This window comes from Mycolicibacterium psychrotolerans (genome assembly GCF_010729305.1).
Lineage (GTDB): Bacteria > Actinomycetota > Actinomycetes > Mycobacteriales > Mycobacteriaceae > Mycobacterium > Mycobacterium psychrotolerans.
Genome location: NZ_AP022574.1, coordinates 1413811 through 1431633 on the forward strand (window position 1 = coordinate 1413811; position 17823 = coordinate 1431633).

Genomic DNA, 17823 nt, shown 5'->3' on the forward strand with positions numbered 1-17823 from the left:
GTGACACCCTACTCCTGGGCCCCCAGGGAGCAAAACCCCGCGGCGGCCTCAGACCTGGGAGTCGGGGAACGCGATCACCGACAGGAACCGGATGGGCACCTCCACCAGATCGACCGGCCCGTGGGCGCCCTCGCCGTCGAACTGCAGCGAGTCGCCGGGGTGCAGCCGGTACACCGAGCGGCTGTGGCTGTAGTCCATGACGCCTTCGAGCATGTAGATGAACTCGGTGCCCGGATGCTGGAACAGCGGATAGGTCTGGCTCTTCTCCGACAGCGTGACCTGCAGGCATTCCAGCCGCTTGTGCTCGCCGCGCAGCGAGCCGAGCAGTTCGTACTCGTGGCCCTCGCGGGTGCCCTCCCGCACGATCCGCGCCCCGGTGCCCGACCTCACGAACGCTGCAGGCCGCTCCACGTCCGCGCCGCGGAACAGGCTGGTCACCGGCACGTCGAAGCCCTTGGCCAGCAGCGCCAGCGTGGACAGGCTGCACGAGGTCTGGGCGTTCTCGATCTTGCTCATCATCGCTTTGGAGATGCCGACGCGGGCCGCCGTCTCGGCGACCGTGAGGCCCTGCTGCAGTCGCAGCAACCGCACGTTGCGCCCGATGGCGGACTCGATCTCCAGTTCGTCGACGGGCTCCGCGGGGTCGCGTTCCCGGGCCGTGCCCGACTTGTTGCGCAGCAGCGGCACGTGATCGTCAGCGGAGGCCACAGTTCACCTGTCTAGCGCATCTCGCCCGCGCCGACGTACGGGTGGGGCGTGGTCAGCGGATCGCCCTCGGCGAAGCGCGAGAGCCGGAAGTCCGACGCGGGGATGCGCGGGTCGCGGCTGTGACCGTCGACGACGATGTCGGCGACCAGCCTGCCGACCGCCGGTGCGATCTTGAAACCGTGACCGCTGAAGCCGGCCGCGACCACCAGCCCGTCGAGCGGTGTCCGCGAGATCACCGGGTTCCAGTCCGGCGTCACGTCGTAGCACCCCGCGTAGCTGCCGGTGATGGCCGCGTCGGGGAAGCCGGGGAACCGGGTCCCGACCTTGTCGACGGTGATGTCGACGAACTCCTCGGTGGCCCGGTTGAGGTAGTCGTCCGGGTCGGCGGTGCGCGCATCGGCGAGATCGCTGTTGCCGAACAGGATGTCACCGCCCACCTCGGGCCGGACGTACTGCAGCGACACCAGATCGGAGAACACGGGCACCGGGCCGGTGGGAACGCCGGGGTCGATCATCACGATCTGCTCGCGCACCACCCTGATCGGCACGTCGACGCCGTGCGGCGCGAGCAATGCGGGCGTCCACACCCCCGTCGCGGCGACGACGGTGCCCGCCGAGATCTCGGTGCCGTCGGCCAGCGCCACGCCGGTCACCCGGTCGCCGCGAACCGTGAATCCCGTTGCCGCGCAACCTTGTCGGATCGAGACACCGGCACCGCGCGCGGAGATCGCCAACGCCTGCGCGGTCTGGTAGGCGTCCCCGTACCCGCCGCGGGCCTCCCACCCGAACGCCGCGAACGGGGTCAGGTCGGCGAACGGCCACATCTTCGCGACCTCGGTGTGGTCGATCTCCTCGGTGTCCACCCCGACGGCGCGCTGGGCGGCGAGGCTCTTGCGCAGCGCGTACACGTTCGGTTCGCCGACACCGACGACGTAGCCGGTCTGCCGGAACCCGATGTCGGTGCCGAAGAGGTCGGCGGCGTGCTCGAAGACCTCCAGCCCGACGGTGGCCATCGCGGCCAGCGAGGTGACCCCGTAATGGCAGCGCACGATGCCGCTGCTCTTGCCGGTCATGCCGGAGCCGACCGTGTGGCGTTCCACCACGACGACGTCGGTCACCCCGCGCTCGGCCAGCGCCCAGGCGGCGGCGCATCCCTCGATGCCGCCGCCGACGATGACGACGTCGGCGGTGCTCATAGTCCCGGAATCCAGCGGGTACCGGCCAGCGGCACCCGCGCCATCGCGGCGGCCTCGATGCTGACCGCGACGAGATCGTCGGGTTCGAGGTGGCACACGTGGGATTTGCCGCATGCGCGGGCGATGGTCTGCGCCTCCATCGTGAGCACCCGCAGGTAGTTGGCCAGTCGCCGGCCGGCGGCGACCGGGTCGAGCCGGGCGGCGAGCTCGGGGTCCTGCGTGCTGATTCCGGCCGGGTCGTTGCCGTCCTGGTAGTCGTCGTAGAAACCCGCGGCGCTGCCGAGCTTCTCGTAGTCGGCGGCATACCGGGGATGGTTGTCGCCCAGCGCGATCAGCGCGGCCGTGCCGATCGCGACCGCGTCGGCGCCGAGCGCCAGCGCCTTGGCGACATCGGCGCCGTTGCGGATGCCGCCCGACACGATCAACTGGACTCCGGTCTTTCCTGGCGTCCCGCTCGCCCCGGCCCTGTGAACCCCCAACTCCTGCAGCGCCCGCACCGCCTCGGGAATCGCGGCGAGCGTCGGGATGCCGACGTGTTCGATGAAGACCTCCTGCGTGGCGGCGGTGCCGCCCTGCATGCCGTCGACCACGACGACGTCCGCGCCGGCGTGCACGGCGAGCTTCACGTCGTAGTAGGTGCGGGTGGCGCCGACCTTGACGTAGATCGGCTTCTCCCAGTCGGTGATCTCCCTGAGCTCATTGATCTTGATGGTCAGATCGTCGGGTCCGGTCCAGTCGGGATGGCGACAGGCCGAACGCTGGTCGATGCCCTGGGGCAGTGTGCGCATCGCGGCGACGCGTTCGGAGATCTTCTGCCCCAACAGCATTCCACCGCCGCCGGGTTTGGCGCCCTGGCCGAGCACCACCTCGATCGCGTCGGCCTTGCGCAGGTCGTCGGGGTTCATCCCGTAGCGCGACGGCAGGTACTGATACACCAGGTGCTTGCTCTGGCCCCGCTCCTCGGGCGTCATGCCCCCGTCACCGGTGGTCGTCGACGTGCCGACCTCGCTGGCGCCGCGGCCCAGCGCCTCCTTGGCCGGACCGGACAGCGCGCCGAAGCTCATGCCGGCGATGGTGACCGGAATGGCCAGGTGCAGAGGGTGCTTGGCGTTCCGGTCACCGAGCACCACGTCGGTGGCGCACCGCTCGCGGTACCCCTCCAGCGGATACCGCGACATCGAGGTTCCGAGGAACAACAGATCGTCGAAGTGGGGGAGCCGGCGCTTGGCGCCCCAGCCGCGGATGTCGTAGACGCCGGTGTCGGCGGCGCGCTGGATCGCGGCGATGGTGGCGCGGTCGAAGGTGGCGGACTCGCGCAGGCCGAGGCGGGCGCGGTCGTCGGTGGAATGGCCCATCAGTAGCTCGCAGCGTTGTCGACGTGGAAGTGGTAGAGCGAACGGGCCGACCCGTAGCGGGTGTAAGCGCCGGGGTCGTCACCTTCGAATCCCGCCGCCTTGAGGAGTTCCACGAGTTCGCGTAGGTGTTCGGGGCGCATCGGTTTGGCGACACAGTCCGCCCCCAGCGAGGCGACGTCACCACGCACGTAGATGCGGGCCTCGTAGAGGGAGTCGCCGAGCGCCTCACCTGCGTCACCGCGCACGACGAGTCGGCCCGCCTGCGCCATGAACGCGCTCATGTGGCCGACGTCGCCGCCCACGACGATGTCCACTCCCTTCATCGAGATGCCGCACCGGGCAGCGGCGTTGCCCTCGATCACCAGCAGACCGCCGTGTGCCGTCGCTCCCGCGGACTGCGACGCGTTGCCCTTCACCCACACCGAGCCGCTCATCATGTTCTCGGCCACCCCGGTGCCGGCGTTGCCGTTGATCACGACGTCGGCGTGCTGGTTCATGCCCGCGGCGTAGTAGCCGACATGGCCGTCGATCGTGACGGTGAGCGGGGCGTCGAGACCGACGGCGACGTTGTGCGCGCCGGCGGGATGCTCGATGACGAACTCGCCGTGCACATCCGGTGCGTGCAGTGCCGCGTTGACCTCGCGCAGCGCCGTGGTGCCCAGGTCGTAGCGCGTGGCTACCTGCTCCATGCGTAGACGACCTCCGGTTCGGGTTCCCAGATGCGCGCGTTGTCGACGCCGGGCAGGCCGGCCAGTGCGCGATACTCGCTGCCCATCGCCACCCAGTCGTCGGTCTCGGCGATGACGGCCGGTTTGCACGCGACCGCGTCGCGCACGACGGCGAACGAGTCGCGGTCGGAGACCAGCAGCGTGTAGAAACCGTCGAACGTGCGGCAGAGCTCCTTGAGGGAGCTCTCGACGTCGCGGCCCTCGGCCAGCAGCGCGGCGATGAAGCGGGCGCCGACCTCGGTGTCGTTCTCGCTGTCGAACTCCACACCGCCGGCGAGCAACTCGCGGCGGATCGTGGCGTGGTTGGCGAACGATCCGTTGTGCACCATGCACTGTCCCGGACCGACCGCGTAGGGATGGCACCCCGACGGTGTCACCGCGGACTCGGTCGCCATCCGGGTGTGGCCGACGCCCTGCCAGCCCTGCGCCCCGGCCAGCCCCCAGCTCTCGGTGAGCACGCGCGGATGGCCGACACCCTTGAGAACCGCGATGTCGGAACCGAATCCGGCGATGATCGCCTCGGGGTAGGACGCTCGGACCGCGGCGAGCAGCGCCTCCGAGGACGCGTCGGACGACAACAGGTGGCTGTCGGCGACCGCGACGCCGTCGACGTCGTCGTCGAGTGCGGTGGCGACCGTCCGCGTCACCAGATCGATGTCCTCGCGCCGGCCCGTGCCCAGGTCGGCCACCGACACGCAGCCCTGCCCGGGCGGCGACCACGCCGCGTCACCGTAGACCGCGACGCCGGCCGAATCGCTTCCCCTGTCGCCCATTTCGCAGAGCATGCCGGCCAGGAGGGTGCCCAGCCGCGGGTAGAGTTCGGGGGTGCGCAGGTGCAACCCGACGATGCCACACATGGATTCCTCCGTTGTCGGTGTCAGAAGGCGGTGAGGTACTGCTCGATCTCCCACGGGCTGACAGCGCTGTGGTAGTCGAAGAACTCCTCGCGTTTGACGCCGGCGAAGTAGGCGGCGACGCCTTCGCCGGCCACGTCGAGCACGCCGGTGATGACGGGGTCGCCCTCGAACTCCTCGACGGCGTGCAGCAGCGTCGGGGGGAGCGGCCGCGTGCTGACCCCCGCGCCGACGGCGCCCGGGTCGGTGCTGCGTTTGATGCCGTCGATCCCCGCGCCCAGCGCGGCCGCGATCGCGAGATACGGGTTGGCCGAACCGTCGCCGCCGCGCAGCTCGATGCGGTCGGCATCGGGCACCCGGATGTAGTGGGTGCGGTCGTTGCCGCCGTAGGTGGGCAGCCGCGGCGCCCAGGAGGCGCCCGAGGCCGTCGCGACCGCGCCGGTTCGCTTGTAGGAGTTGACCGTCGGGGCGATGACGGCCTGCAGCGCGCAGGCGTGCTCGAGGAGTCCCCCGATGAACCCGTAGGCCGTGTCGGACAGGCCGAGTCCGCGGACGTCGTCGGTCTGGGCCGGGAACACCGCGTTGCCGGCGCTGGTCAGCGACAGGTGCAGGTGCAGTCCGCTGCCCGTCTTGTCGGCGAACGGCTTGGGCATGAAGGTCGCGATCATGCCGCGTTCGGCGGCGATCATCGACAGCAGATAGCGCAGCGTGACCACCCGGTCGGCGGTGGTCAGCGCGTCGGCGAAGGTGAAGTTCTGCTCGAACTGACCGTTGCCGTCCTCGTGGTCGTTGGCGTAGTTGGACCAGCCGAGCCCGTTCATCGCGGCCGACACGGCGGTGAGGTGGTCATACATCCGGGTGACGCCGCGCGCGTCGTAGCAGGGCTGGGCGGCGGTGTCCGCGGCGTCGGCCACCACGACGGCACCGTCATCGGTGCGCCGCAGCAGGAAGTACTCGACCTCCGCGCCCACCCACGGCTCGAATCCTGCGTCACCGCACCGCTGGACGAGGTTCTTGAGGATCACCCGTGGCGCGTACGGCCACGGCTTCCCCTCGACGTGGGGGTCGCAGTGCACGATCGCGAGACCCTCTTTGAGGAACGGGACCGGGGTGAATGACTCCGGGTCCGGCATCGCCATCAGGTCCGGGTCCTTGGGCTCCTGACCCATGGCGCCCACGGCGTAGCCCGCGAAGCCGACGCCCTCGGTGGCCAGCATGTCCACCGCCTCGACGGGAACCAGTTTGGCGCAGGGCTTTCCGCGCAGATCGACGAACAGCGCGAGGATGAACTTCGTGCCGGAACGCTCCGCCGCGACCGCGAGGTCCTGTGTCATATCGCCACCTTGAGTCTCTTGTTGGGAATCACCGTATCAGTGGGTGAAACACCCCGCACGGCGAACGGCCAGTGCGGAAACGTGGGAGTCCGCACCGGCCGGTCGAGTAGTGCGCTAGGCGGAGGCGAGTTCGTAGGACGCCTCGCGGTGGAACGCCGCGTCGATGCCCTTCTCCTCGTCGTCGGGCGAAATGCGAATGCCCACAGTCTTCTTCAGCGCGAACGCGATGATGAACGCGACCGTGAAGGAGAACGCCATCACCGCGCCCGCGGCGACAGCCTGACGCCACAGCTGGTCGAACCCGCCGCCGTAGAACAGGCCGTTGGTGGCGTTGGGCATCGTGTCGCTGGCCAGGAAGCCGATCAGCAGGGTGCCGATGACGCCACCGACGAGGTGCACGCCCACCACGTCGAGCGAGTCGTCATAGCCGAAGCGTGCCTTGAGGCCCACCGCGTACACGCACACCGCACCGGCGATCGCGCCGAGGATGATCGCGCCCACCGGCGTCACCGCACCACAGGCCGGGGTGATCGCCACCAGGCCGGTGATGGCACCCGACGCCGCGCCGACGCCCGTCACGTGACCGTCCTTGATCTTCTCCACGGCGATCCAGGCCAGCGTCGCCGCGCAGGTGGCGACGAACGTGGTGACCATGACGATCGCGGCCGAATTGCCGGCTGCCAGAGCCGAACCGCCGTTGAACGCATACCAGCCGGCCCACAGCAGCCCGGCGCCGAGCAACGTCAGCGGCACGTTGTGCGGCTTGCGCAGCGTGCCCCAGCTCGCCGACTTGCCGAGCACGATCGCCACGGCGAGCGCAGCCGCGCCGGCGTTGATGTGCACCGCGGTGCCACCGGCGAAGTCGATGGCCTTGAGCTTGTTCGCGATCCAGCCGCCGGTCGAATCCTCGGTGACCACGCCGTCGAAGGCGAACACCCAGTGCGCGACCGGGAAGTACACCAGCACCGCCCACAGCGTCGCGAAACCCATCCACGCACCGAACTTCATCCGGTCGGCGACCGCGCCCGAGATCAGCGCCACCGTGATGGCCGCGAAGAGTGCCTGGAACAACGAGAACAGACTGATCGGCAGCCCGTCGATGGTCGTCATCGGCTCCGTCAGGTTCTTCATGCCGGCGAACTCGGTGAAGCTGCCGACGAACCCGCCGTAGGAGGTGCCGAACGTCATCGAGAAGCCGAACAAAACCCACAGCACGCCGACGATCGCCACGGCGCCGAACGTCATCATCATCATGTTGGTCGAGCTCTTGACGGACACCATGCCGCCGTAGAACAACGCGAGGCCGGGGATCATCAGCGTGAGGCCGATGATGCAACACAGCATGAACGCGGTCGTCCCTGTATCCATAGAATCTCCTGCGATGGGCGGCTCCGCTGCGGAGCCGTTCACCGACAGTTACCGACGTCCCTGTTACGAAGACGGTTTCGGGAGGTTTCGTGTGTGTAACGAGATCAGTCGCCCAACCGCGCCGCGAGAATCGGCCGCCCCGGTCCGATGAGCTCGCCGAGCGCGGCGGGGCGTCCGGCCATCGCCATCATCAGAGCCTCGCCGGGTCCGGTGATCTCGGCGCCGCGCCCGGTCGTCCAGTCGATGTCGACGGCGCGCAGCCGAAGCCCCCTGATTCGTTGCGGCACACCGAGCCGCGGGTTCCCGCGCAGCAGCTGTAGCACCCGGCGCAGCCGCTCGGCGGGGATTCGGCGCGGCCGCCCGAGCGCACGCCGGACGTCCTGATGATGAACGGTGCCGTCGACCAGGGCGATCATCCCGCCGAATGCGGCGGTCAGCCCGCGCGGCTGGAGGTGGTCGCGCAGGAAGGTCACGAGCTGATCGGGGCTCAGCTCCGCGTATTCATCGACGCCGACCTGATTCGCGTGGATCACGCGCCCTTTCGCGAATCGTCCGAGAAGGGCACCCACTCCCAACTCCTCATAACTGATGACATGGGCGACAACGTCTTTGACCGTCCAGCCGGCACACAGGCTGGCAGCCCCCCACTGCTGCGGGCTCAGCGTGTCGAGGAAGTCGGCGAGGTCGGCGCGCTCGGCGCGGGCAAGCTCCATCACGGTGCTCATCGGTCCATCAGCCCCTGATAGCGCGCCAGGTACAGGGGCCATCCGGCGTCGCCACCGACCCCGTCGGCCACCGACTGCCACCCGTCGCCGTGCCGGTTCAGGTGCCGGTGTTCGAGTTCGACCCGGGTCCGGTCCGGCGCCTCGGCGAGGAAGCGCACCTCCACCTCGCTGGTCTTCGACAGGTCGGTCTCGACCTGCCAGGTGGGCCCGATGTCCCAGCTGAACACGACCCGGTTCGGCGGCTCGTAGGCCAGCACCCGCGCCCACTCGCAGCGGCTCCCATCGGAGCCGACATCGTAGATGCGGCCACCGACCCGCGGCTCGAACACCGTGTCGGTGATCGGGACGGGCAGCAGATTGTGGTCGCGGGGTTTGAAATCTCCGAACTGTGCGGTGAACACCCTGAAGGCCCGTTCGACGGGGGCGTTCACCACGATTGCACGACGAATGGCCTCGGTCATGTGTCCTCCCCGGTGGAGTGCTCGACGACGCGCTTGAAGCCGGCCAGCGCCCCGGTCCAGAACCGGTCGAGATCGTCGCGCAGCGCCTGGATACCGGCAGGTTCCAACTGATAGACCCTCCGGGTCCCGTCAGGGCGGTCGGTGACGAGGCCCGCCGATTTGAGCACCTTGAGGTGCTGCGACACCGCGGGCCGGCTGACCGGCAGCTCACGCGCCAGCTCGCCCACCGCACACGGTGCGACGGCAAGGCGTTCGACGATCGCCCGCCGGGTTCCGTCGGCGATGGCGTGCCAGGGGTCCGCTTCTACGTAAGTGCTCACTAACCGTAAGTCTAGACTTACGCTCAGCTCCAGTTCAAGACGATCTCGTTCAGCGGGAGCCGTTCGCGCGGCAGCCGGTCACGCTCGGCGATCGCCGGATCGACGTCGGCGTAGTCGCCGAGCCGGCCGACCGCGATCATCACCAGCGGGCGCAGCGTGGCGGGCAGTCCGAACGCCTCGACGGCTCCGTCGGGGGAGAAGCCGGCCATCGGATGGCTGATCAGACCCCGTGACACCGCCTCGATACCGATCAGGGCCATCGCTGCACCGGCGTCGACGCCGGAGTACAGCGCGGTCTTCTCGTCGTCGCCCTCGTCGGCGCAGAGCAGGATCAGCGCGCTGGCGGCGCGGGCGTAGCTGTTCCCGCGCCGGAGCAGATCCGCGAGCCTGGCGAAGGTGTCTTCGCCCCGGCGGGCCACCACGAACCGGACCGGCTGTCGTCGTCCCCACGTCGGCGCCCAGCGGGCGGCCTCGATCAACGCGACCAGGTCGTCGTCGGCCAGTTCGGCCGCGGGGTCGAACGCGCGCGGACTCCAGCGCGCCGCGATGGGCGGATGCAGCGGTACGGAGGTCTCGGCCAACCGATCGGTCGGGCCGGGATCGAGGGACGGGGCCACCCCGCCGACGCTACCGGCGGGAAAAAACAGGTGCGCACAGCCATTATCCTTATCGGGATCCCCCGTTCGAAAGGTTCCTGCAGTGGCGCTCGTCGTACAGAAGTACGGCGGATCCTCGGTGTCCGACGCCGAGCGGATCCGCCGTGTGGCCGAGCGCATCGTCGAGACCAAAAAGGCGGGCAACGACGTCGTCGTCGTCGTCTCGGCGATGGGCGACACCACCGACGAACTGCTCGACCTGGCCAAACAGGTGTCCCCGGCCCCGCCGCCGCGCGAGCTGGACATGCTGCTGACCGCGGGCGAGCGGATCTCCAACGCGCTGGTCGCGATGGCGATCGAGTCGCTCGGCGCGCAGGCACGCTCGTTCACCGGTTCACAGGCCGGCGTCGTCACCACCGGCACACACGGCAACGCCAAGATCATCGACGTCACCCCGACCCGGCTGCGCTCGGCTCTCGACGACGGCCAGATCGTGCTCGTCGCGGGGTTCCAGGGCGTCAGCCAGGACACCAAGGACGTCACCACGCTGGGCCGCGGCGGGTCGGACACCACCGCCGTGGCCGTCGCCGCCGCGCTGAAGGCCGACGTGTGCGAGATCTACACCGACGTCGACGGCATCTTCACCGCCGATCCGCGCATCGTGCCCAACGCGCGACGCCTCGACGCCGTCTCCTTCGAGGAGATGCTGGAGATGGCCGCCGCGGGAGCCAAGGTGCTGATGCTGCGCTGCGTCGAGTACGCACGCCGCTTCGACCTGCCCATCCACGTCCGCTCGTCGTACTCCGACAGGCCGGGCACCATCGTCAAAGGATCGATCGAGGACATCCCCATGGAAGACGCCATCCTGACCGGAGTAGCCCACGACCGCGGCGAGGCGAAGGTCACCGTCGTCGGGGTGCCCGACGTCCCCGGCTACGCCGCCCAGGTGTTCCGCGCGGTCGCCGACGCCGACGTCAACATCGACATGGTGCTGCAGAACATCTCCAAGGTCGAGGACGGCAAGACCGACATCACGTTCACCTGCTCGCGCGACAGCGGCCCGGGCGCCGTCGAGAAGCTGACGTCGCTGCAGGACGAGATCGGTTTCACCCGGGTGCTCTACGACGACCACATCGGCAAGGTGTCGCTGATCGGCGCCGGGATGCGGTCGCATCCCGGCGTGACGGCGACGTTCTGCGAGGCACTGGCCAACGCGGGCATCAACATCGACCTGATCTCCACCTCCGAGATCCGGATCTCGGTGCTCATCAAGGACACCGAGCTCGACCGTGCCGTCGAGGCGCTGCACGAGGCCTTCGGGCTCGGCGGCGACGAGGAAGCCGTGGTCTACGCGGGGACGGGGAGATAGCGATGGCCGGGCGAGCGACGCGACGGGATCTGAAATGGTGAGCATCGGAGTGGTCGGGGCGACCGGCCAGGTCGGTCAGGTGATGCGGACCCTGTTGGCGGAGAGGGACTTTCCCGCCACCGAGGTGCGGTTCTTCGCGTCGGCCCGCTCCGCGGGCAAGAAGCTCGAGTTCCGCGGGCAGGAGATCGAGGTCGAGGACTCGGAGACCGCCGACCCGTCCGGGCTGGACATCGCGCTGTTCTCCGCCGGGGCGACGATGTCGCGGGTGCAGGCGCCGCGGTTCGCCGCCGCCGGCGCGGTGGTGATCGACAACTCCTCGGCCTGGCGCAAGGACCCCGACGTGCCGCTGGTGGTGTCCGAGGTCAACTTCGAGCGTGACGCAGGCAATCGGCCGAAAGGCATCATCGCCAACCCGAACTGCACCACCATGGCCGCGATGCCGGTGCTGAAGCCGCTGCACGACGAGGCCGGGCTGGTGCGGATGATCGCGTCGACCTACCAGGCGGTGTCGGGCAGCGGGCTGGCCGGGGTCGAGGAGCTGTTCGGCCAGGCCAGCGCCGTGGTCGCCGGGAGTCGCGAACTGGTGCACAACGGTGGCGCGCTGGACTTCCCGGCGCCCGAGAAGTACGTCGCGCCTATTGCGTTCAACGTCGTTCCGCTGGCCGGCGCGCTGGTCGACGACGGTTCGGGGGAGACCGACGAGGACCAGAAGCTGCGCAACGAGAGCCGCAAGATCCTGGGCATCCCCGACCTCGCGGTGTCCGGCACCTGCGTGCGCGTGCCGGTGTACACCGGGCACTCGCTGTCGCTGAATGTCGAGTTCGCGCAGCCGTTGTCGGTCGAGCGTGCCACCGAGCTGCTGTCCGGGGCGCCCGGCGTGACGCTGGTCGACGTGCCCACGCCGCTGGCTGCCGCGGGTGTCGACGAGTCGCTGGTGGGCCGTATCCGGCAGGATCCCGGTGTGCAGGACGGTCGCGGACTCGCGCTGTTCGTCTCCGGGGACAACCTCCGAAAAGGTGCTGCGCTCAATACCATTCAGATCGCCGAGCTGCTGGCCGCCCGGCTCTGATCCGCCGAAACCGACGTTTGGGCGCGGAAGTGCGAAAGATCGGCGCCATTTCGTCGATCTCGGCGGCGTTGGTCTCGCTTCTGGTCGCTCCTACAGCGCAAGCGACGCCGATCGAGCTGCCACCGCTGCAGCCCGGGCAGGTGATCCGGGTCGGGCCGGTCGCCGGAACCGGAACGCCGACAGTGGATTACGGCATCGGGGCGACGGACCTCTGCGAGTTCATGGAGTTCCCCAGCGGCATCCTGCAGGTCTGCGGTGACAGCTTCGCGGGCCAGGGCGTGGGGTTCGGCGGGTGGTACTCACCGATCGCACTGCACGTGGTCGACGGTTCGCTCGACGACCCGGCCGGGGTGCGCTACGACGGTGTGTACGGGGTCGACACCCCGCTGCTCGCCGACCCGACGCCGCAGGGAACCTCGCAGCTGCCGGCGGGCATCGTCGAGATCAACCGGCAGAACTATCTGCTGGTCACCACCACCAAGGATCTGCGTCCGCAATCCTCTCGGCTGGTGAAAGCCGAAGCGGGCAAAGGGAATTGGTCGACGGTGCCCGGGTCACGGCGGGACGCCGCCTACGCCGGCGGCGGTCAATCCCAGATCAGCGGCTACTACGATCCGATCCCGACGCCCGAGTCGCCGAGAGGCTGGGTCTACATCGTCGCCAACAACTTCGACCGCACCGGGCCGGTGCACCTCTACCGCGCGACACCGCAGAGCTTCACCGACCGGTCGACCTGGCAGGGCTGGGCGCCCGCGGGGTGGGGTGGCGAGCCCGCACCGCTGTGGAACGACCGGGTGGGTGAGATGAGCGTGCGCCAGATCGACGGCCGCACCGTGCTGTCCTACTTCAACGCCAGCACCGGAAACATGGAGATCCGGGTCGCCGACGACCCGACCGGGCTCGGCGCCGCACCGGTCACGACGGTCGTCGTCGCGGCGCCATGGCCGGACCGCGCCGAGGATCTCCCGCCGCCCCAGGACAACCGGCTCGCGCAGCCCTACGGCGGCTACCTCTCGCCGGGCTCCACGCCGGACGCGGTGCGTGTCTTCGTCAGCCAGTGGAACACCACCCCGCGCGGCGGCAGCCCGTACCGGGTGATCCAGTTCGCGGTGAACCCGTTCAAGCCGTGAGGTTGTCACGGCACCCCGAGCGCGGGCACTGTGTCGTTCGGTGTCGCGTCGCGGTAACGAGGGCAGCTGGTCTCGATGCTGAAGGTGTGCCCGTCCACTTCGCCCTCGTTCGGCGGCATCCAGCCGCTCACGGAGAACGTGTCGTCCACCTTCGTGCCGACGACCTGCCGGGGATCGGCGACGAAACCTCTGAGATCGTCATGGCGCAGGCCGACTTTCAGCACCGAGATGCGGCGGTGCTGGCCGACGTGCAGGCGGACCATCCGTCGTGGTCCGTCGGAGACCAGGATGACCACGCTCTCGTCGGGTTGCCGCGTACAGGAGACATCGCTGGTGGTGATGGTGCGGCTTTCGCCATCGAACTCGATCGACGTCTTCACTTCGGGTCCGCGTTCACAGCCGCTGAGGGCGCCGGCGATCAGCACCGCCGTCCAGAGCATGCACCGGCGATGTCGAACCGGCGCCTCACTGCCGTCCACCACCGCTGAACCAGCCCCCCGCGTGTTGTCTGAAGACAGTGCAGCACAGCGGCCGTTCGCGGTGAACCCGTTCAAGCCGTGAGGGCAGGGCTCTGCCCGCACCAAAAGGTGCGGGCAGAGTTCCCCTCACGACCTCCTAGTCGTCGCCGCCGTCGTCACCGCCGTTGCCGTCGGCGGGAGGTGTGTCGACCCGCAGCTGCTTGAGCCCGGCGCGCATGATCAAACACACAAAGAAACTCGGTGTCGGCTGGCGGCCGGGTTTGCGGAAACGACAGGCCGGACATGATGACAATCGAGTCGTGAGCACCACAGCAAGCGAAGGGAGCGACCGATGACCGTGCTGTTCATCGCGGACAGGTCCACGAGGGCGAGTGCGGGACTGTCCGGTCTGTCGATGGTCGCCGGCGAAGGCGTCGAGTACTCCGACGATCCGCCCTTCCTCTTCAACACCAGACCGGCGCAGCGCCGGCGGGTGGCGCTGGTCAGCGGTGGCGGCGCCGGCCACGAACCCATGCACGGCGGATTCGTCGGCCGCGGCGGACTCGATGCGGCGTGCCCGGGCGAGATCTTCACCTCGCCGCACAACCGTCAGATCTACGAGGCGTGCCGCAAGGTTGCGCTTGCCGACGGCGTGCTGCAGATCGTCAAGAACTACACCGGCGACGTGCTGAACTTCTCGATCGCCGCCGAGAGGTTGCGGGCCGACGGCGTCCCGGTGGAGCAGGTGCTCGTCGACGACGACTGGGGCTCGCGCGACGCGGGGAAGGTCGGCCGCCGCGGCACCGCGGCGACGGTGATCGTCGAGAAGATCCTCGGCGCTGCCGCCGACGACGGATCGTCGTTGGCCGAACTCGCAGCGCTGGGCCGCGACATCGTCGCCAGGTCGCGGACCGTCGCGATCGCCTCAGAAGCGCATCGCAGCCCTGCCGACGGGGACCGCGCCTTCGAAGTGTCGCCGGGCTCGCTCGAGTTCGGGGTCGGCATCCACGGCGAGCCGGCGCGCGAGAGCATCGAGATCTCGGATCTGCACGGGCTCGTCGGCCGGATGGTCGACGCCCTGACGGTCGACCTGTCCGCCCCCGACGGGGTCGTCGTGCTGGTCAACGGTCTCGGCGGAACCGGCCAGCTCGAGCTCCTGCATTTCGGCGACGCCACTGCGCGGGCGCTCGCGGACCGGAACCTCCAGGTGCGCAGCCTCGTCGCCGGCGCCTACTGCACCGCGTTGGACATGCGCGGCGTGAGCCTGACGGTGGTCGAGGCAGACCCCCAGTGGTTGCCGCACTGGTTCGCCGAGCACGGCACCCCGGCCCTGCCGAGCCCCAAGGCGTTCCCGGGAATCAAGGCCATCCGCGACGTCCGCCCCGACCGTGACGCTGCGGCAGGCGCGTCACGGTGGCTGCAGGACTTCGCCGAACGGACAGAGGGCTTACGCGACCGCTTCAACGCGCTCGACCAGGCGGCAGGCGACGGGGATTTCGGTGACAACCTCGCACTCGGGGTGTCGCACGCCGTGCGGCGCGGGAACGTCGACGACGATCTCGTGGCCGACCTCGGACATCTGGCGTCGGCGTTTCTCGACGACGTCGGCGGGTCCAGCGGCCCGCTCTTCGGCCTCGTGTTCGGGGCGATCGCCTCCCGCGCCGACGACGCCACTGGTGACGCCCTGGGCGACGTCGTGCTCGCCGGCCTGGGTGAAGCGCTGACGGCGGTGCAGCGGGCCGGCGGCGCGCAACCCGGCGACCGGACCCTGGTCGACGCCTTGGCCGCCGTCGTCGACGACGCCGGCGGGCGCGGGGTCGACGTGCTCGACGAGGCGTCGGTGCTGGCGGGGATCGGCGCGGCCGCGTCGACCGCGGACATGGTCGCAGGCCGGGGCCGGGCCGCATATGTCGGCGAACGTGCGATCGGTCACCCCGACGCGGGTGCCGTCGCGATGGCATGGCTGTGCGCGACCCTCTGGCAGGCCGTCGGCGGCGGATCCGCATCGGTGGACACGGCGCTGGGCGACCTCCTGCCCGCCGAGTCGAGCTCATAGCCAATTCACAGCCGGCACCTAACCGGCTCAGTGAATTACCGGAGGAGGATCGACTCCATGAGCGAGACAACACCGCCGCAGGATCAGCACGAGCCCGCGACCGGCCCCGTACTGACGCCACCTCCCACCTATCAGGAACCGCCACCGGTCCCGCCGCAGCCCGTCTACGTCGAGCAGTCCAGCAGACTCAACAAGGCGGCCGCATGGGTCGGCATCGTCGCCGGCTCGCTGTTCGTCGTCGTCGTCATCTTCGGCGCCGGATTCCTCACCGGCAAGGCGGTCAGCAACGGCCACCGCGGGGACTACGACCGCGGCCACGAGATGATGATGCGCCCCGGACCGGCCATGTTCCCGATGGGTCCCCCCGGAGGCATGCAACGCGGCCCGGCCTTCCCCGGGCCGTTCGGCCCCGGCGGGCAGATCATCGAGATCCCGCGCCCGCCCGGCGGTGCGCCGACCGCTCCCGACACGCCTGCGCCGTCGCGTCCGTAGAGCCCGGCGCATGGATGGTTTCGGCGGCTTCCGGGTACCCGCTGCCTCGGACGGCGGCGCAGCCCGGCAGCCGCCCGGCCCCCGAGGAGAGTAGATGTCTGACAAGTACGCGACGACCGATGCGGGGGCGCCGATCCCCAGCGTCGAGCATTCGCTGACCGTCGGCCCCGACGGCCCGATCCTGCTGCAGGACCATTACCTGCTCGAGCAGATGGCCAACTTCAACCGGGAACGGATTCCCGAGCGACAGCCCCACGCCAAGGGCGGCGGCGCCTTCGGTCAGTTCGAGGTCACCCACGACGTGAGCGCATTCACCAAGGCGGCGTTCCTGCAGCCCGGCGTGAAAACCGAGATGGTCGCCCGGTTCTCGACGGTGGCCGGCGAGCGGGGCAGCCCGGACACGTGGCGGGATCCGCGCGGGTTCGCGCTGAAGTTCTACACGTCGGAGGGCAACTTCGACATGGTCGGAAACAACACGCCCGTGTTCTTCATCCGCGACCCCATGAAGTTCCAGAACTTCATCCGCAGCCAGAAACGCATGCAGGCCAACAATCTTCGCGACCACCACATGCAGTGGGACTTCTGGACGCTGTCGCCGGAGTCGGCGCACCAGGTCACCTGGCTGATGGGAGACCGCGGCATCCCGAAGACGTGGCGGCACATGAACGGCTACTCCAGCCACACCTACAGCTGGCTCAACGCCGACGACGAGATGTTCTGGGTGAAGTACCACTTCAAGACCGATCAGGGCATCGAGTTCCTGACTCAGGAGGACGGCGACCGGCTCGCCGGCGAAGACGGCGACTACCACCAGCGCGACCTGTTCACCGCGATCGAGGACGGCAACTTCCCGTCCTGGACGCTGCACGTGCAGATCATGCCGTTCGAGGACGCCAAGACCTACCGCATCAATCCGTTCGACCTGACCAAGGTGTGGCCGCACAGCGACTACCCGCTGCAGCAGGTGGGCACGATGACGCTGAACCGCAACGTCGTCGACTATCACGCACAGATCGAGCAGGCCGCGTTCGAACCGAACAACATCGTGCCCGGTACCGGTCTGTCGCCGGACAAGATGCTGCTCGCCCGCGGCTTCTCCTACGCCGACGCACATCGGCACCGGCTCGGCGTGAACTACAAGCAGATCCCGGTCAACGAGCCGAAGGTGGAGGTGCGGGCCTACTCCAAGGACGGGCCGATGCGGATCCACAACGTCACCGACCCGGTCTACGCGCCCAACTCGATGGGCGGCCCGGAGGCCGACCCGCGTCGCGCGTCGGAGGTGCACTGGGCGTCCGACGGTGACATGGTGCGCTCGGCGTACGCGCTGCGCGCCGAGGACGACGACTGGAGCCAGGCCGGCACGCTGGTGCGCGAGGTGCTCGACGACCAAGCGCGCGAACGACTGGTCAGCAACATCGTCGGCCACGTCTCCGACGGTGTGCGCGAGCCGGTGCTGTCGCGGGTGTTCGAGTACTGGCGCAACGTCGATCCCGACCTCGGCAAGAACATCGAGGAGGGCGTGCGGGGAGCAGGCGCCTAGCCGCGAATGCACGGTTTCTGACGGAACCCGTGGGATGACCCGTCAGAACGCGTGCAATCGG

General features: G+C 69.2%; 18 protein-coding genes. 6 read left to right on the plus strand and 12 right to left on the minus strand.

What is annotated here, in order from left to right; translation table 11 throughout:
• Positions 1-48: 48 nt before the first annotated feature.
• The 11 genes from G6N45_RS07020 to G6N45_RS07070 all read right to left on the minus strand — a co-directional run bounded on the left by G6N45_RS07020 (position 49) and on the right by G6N45_RS07070 (position 9666).
• Positions 49-708: a helix-turn-helix domain-containing protein gene (locus G6N45_RS07020; protein ID WP_163721121.1), complete on the minus strand. Its 660-nt coding sequence runs from the start codon at positions 706-708 to the stop codon at positions 49-51.
• Positions 709-719: 11 nt separating this feature from the next.
• Positions 720-1904 (minus strand): NAD(P)/FAD-dependent oxidoreductase, encoded by a 1185-nt coding sequence (locus G6N45_RS07025; protein WP_163721123.1) that lies wholly within the window; start codon positions 1902-1904, stop codon positions 720-722.
• Positions 1901-3259, minus strand: a complete 1359-nt coding sequence (locus tag G6N45_RS07030; RefSeq protein WP_163721124.1) for an FMN-binding glutamate synthase family protein — start codon at positions 3257-3259, stop codon at positions 1901-1903. The genes G6N45_RS07025 and G6N45_RS07030 overlap by 4 nt, the downstream gene beginning before the upstream one ends.
• On the minus strand, positions 3259-3948 hold the full coding sequence (locus G6N45_RS07035; RefSeq protein ID WP_163721127.1) for a GltB/FmdC/FwdC-like GXGXG domain-containing protein: 690 nt from the start codon (positions 3946-3948) through the stop codon (positions 3259-3261). The genes G6N45_RS07030 and G6N45_RS07035 overlap by 1 nt, the downstream gene beginning before the upstream one ends.
• On the minus strand, positions 3936-4844 hold the full coding sequence (locus G6N45_RS07040; RefSeq protein ID WP_163721129.1) for a class II glutamine amidotransferase domain-containing protein: 909 nt from the start codon (positions 4842-4844) through the stop codon (positions 3936-3938). The genes G6N45_RS07035 and G6N45_RS07040 overlap by 13 nt, the downstream gene beginning before the upstream one ends.
• Positions 4845-4864: 20 nt before the next feature.
• On the minus strand, positions 4865-6175 hold the full coding sequence (gene glnT / locus G6N45_RS07045) for a type III glutamate--ammonia ligase (protein WP_163721131.1): 1311 nt from the start codon (positions 6173-6175) through the stop codon (positions 4865-4867).
• 114 nt (positions 6176-6289) lie between these two features.
• Entirely contained in the window at positions 6290-7543 is a 1254-nt protein-coding gene (locus G6N45_RS07050) for an ammonium transporter (RefSeq protein ID WP_057149458.1), read from the minus strand.
• 104 nt (positions 7544-7647) lie between these two features.
• Entirely contained in the window at positions 7648-8268 is a 621-nt protein-coding gene (locus G6N45_RS07055) for a maleylpyruvate isomerase family mycothiol-dependent enzyme (RefSeq protein WP_163721133.1), read from the minus strand.
• Positions 8265-8729 (minus strand): SRPBCC family protein, encoded by a 465-nt coding sequence (locus G6N45_RS07060; protein ID WP_163721135.1) that lies wholly within the window; start codon positions 8727-8729, stop codon positions 8265-8267. The genes G6N45_RS07055 and G6N45_RS07060 overlap by 4 nt, the downstream gene beginning before the upstream one ends.
• A complete protein-coding gene (locus G6N45_RS07065; protein ID WP_163721137.1) occupies positions 8726-9049 on the minus strand; it encodes an ArsR/SmtB family transcription factor in 324 nt (107 codons plus the stop codon). The genes G6N45_RS07060 and G6N45_RS07065 overlap by 4 nt, the downstream gene beginning before the upstream one ends.
• A 23-nt stretch (positions 9050-9072) precedes the next feature.
• Positions 9073-9666 carry a nitroreductase family protein gene (locus G6N45_RS07070; RefSeq protein ID WP_163721139.1) on the minus strand — a complete coding sequence of 198 codons (594 nt, stop codon included), beginning with the start codon at positions 9664-9666 and terminating at the stop codon, positions 9073-9075.
• Between the two features lie 82 nt (positions 9667-9748).
• On the opposite strand from G6N45_RS07070, the gene G6N45_RS07075 reads away from it, so the two are divergent.
• The 3 genes from G6N45_RS07075 to G6N45_RS07085 are packed head-to-tail and all read left to right on the plus strand — an operon-like array spanning position 9749 to position 13213.
• Positions 9749-11014: an aspartate kinase gene (locus G6N45_RS07075; RefSeq protein ID WP_048421060.1), complete on the plus strand. Its 1266-nt coding sequence runs from the start codon at positions 9749-9751 to the stop codon at positions 11012-11014.
• A gap of 34 nt (positions 11015-11048) precedes the next feature.
• Complete coding sequence (locus G6N45_RS07080; protein WP_163721148.1) at positions 11049-12083, plus strand: aspartate-semialdehyde dehydrogenase; 1035 nt, start codon at positions 11049-11051, stop codon at positions 12081-12083.
• 38 nt (positions 12084-12121) lie between these two features.
• The gene (locus tag G6N45_RS07085) at positions 12122-13213 is read left to right on the plus strand and encodes a DUF4185 domain-containing protein (RefSeq protein WP_163727971.1); all 1092 of its coding nucleotides are present in this window, start codon (positions 12122-12124) and stop codon (positions 13211-13213) included.
• A gap of 5 nt (positions 13214-13218) precedes the next feature.
• Here the strand turns inward: G6N45_RS07085 and G6N45_RS07090 are convergent, their stop codons facing one another.
• Positions 13219-13767, minus strand: coding sequence for a hypothetical protein (locus G6N45_RS07090; RefSeq protein ID WP_163721150.1), 549 nt, complete (start codon positions 13765-13767; stop codon positions 13219-13221).
• A 256-nt stretch (positions 13768-14023) separates the two neighbouring features.
• On the opposite strand from G6N45_RS07090, the gene G6N45_RS07095 reads away from it, so the two are divergent.
• The 3 genes from G6N45_RS07095 (at position 14024) to G6N45_RS07105 (ending at position 17762) form a co-directional block, all read left to right on the plus strand.
• The gene (locus G6N45_RS07095; protein ID WP_163721152.1) at positions 14024-15727 is read left to right on the plus strand and encodes a dihydroxyacetone kinase subunit DhaK; all 1704 of its coding nucleotides are present in this window, start codon (positions 14024-14026) and stop codon (positions 15725-15727) included.
• A 57-nt stretch (positions 15728-15784) separates the two neighbouring features.
• Complete coding sequence (locus G6N45_RS07100; RefSeq protein ID WP_163721154.1) at positions 15785-16219, plus strand: hypothetical protein; 435 nt, start codon at positions 15785-15787, stop codon at positions 16217-16219.
• Between the two features lie 94 nt (positions 16220-16313).
• Positions 16314-17762, plus strand: a complete 1449-nt coding sequence (locus G6N45_RS07105; protein ID WP_163721156.1) for a catalase — start codon at positions 16314-16316, stop codon at positions 17760-17762.
• Positions 17763-17823 lie beyond the last annotated feature (61 nt).

Bases quoted from the DNA above. Each gene is read 5' to 3' on its own strand.
- G6N45_RS07025 (WP_163721123.1), bottom strand. From the start codon at position 1,904: ATGAGCACCGCCGACGTCGTCATCGTCGGCGGCGGCATCGAGGGATGC.
- G6N45_RS07030 (WP_163721124.1), bottom strand. From the start codon at position 3,259: ATGGGCCATTCCACCGACGACCGCGCCCGCCTCGGCCTGCGCGAGTCC.
- G6N45_RS07035 (WP_163721127.1), bottom strand. From the start codon at position 3,948: ATGGAGCAGGTAGCCACGCGCTACGACCTGGGCACCACGGCGCTGCGC.
- G6N45_RS07040 (WP_163721129.1), bottom strand. From the start codon at position 4,844: ATGTGTGGCATCGTCGGGTTGCACCTGCGCACCCCCGAACTCTACCCG.
- glnT (WP_163721131.1), bottom strand. From the start codon at position 6,175: ATGACACAGGACCTCGCGGTCGCGGCGGAGCGTTCCGGCACGAAGTTC.
- G6N45_RS07050 (WP_057149458.1), bottom strand. From the start codon at position 7,543: ATGGATACAGGGACGACCGCGTTCATGCTGTGTTGCATCATCGGCCTC.
- G6N45_RS07055 (WP_163721133.1), bottom strand. From the start codon at position 8,268: ATGAGCACCGTGATGGAGCTTGCCCGCGCCGAGCGCGCCGACCTCGCC.
- G6N45_RS07060 (WP_163721135.1), bottom strand. From the start codon at position 8,729: ATGACCGAGGCCATTCGTCGTGCAATCGTGGTGAACGCCCCCGTCGAA.
- G6N45_RS07080 (WP_163721148.1), top strand. From the start codon at position 11,049: ATGGTGAGCATCGGAGTGGTCGGGGCGACCGGCCAGGTCGGTCAGGTG.
- G6N45_RS07095 (WP_163721152.1), top strand. From the start codon at position 14,024: ATGACCGTGCTGTTCATCGCGGACAGGTCCACGAGGGCGAGTGCGGGA.
- G6N45_RS07100 (WP_163721154.1), top strand. From the start codon at position 15,785: ATGAGCGAGACAACACCGCCGCAGGATCAGCACGAGCCCGCGACCGGC.
- G6N45_RS07105 (WP_163721156.1), top strand. From the start codon at position 16,314: ATGTCTGACAAGTACGCGACGACCGATGCGGGGGCGCCGATCCCCAGC.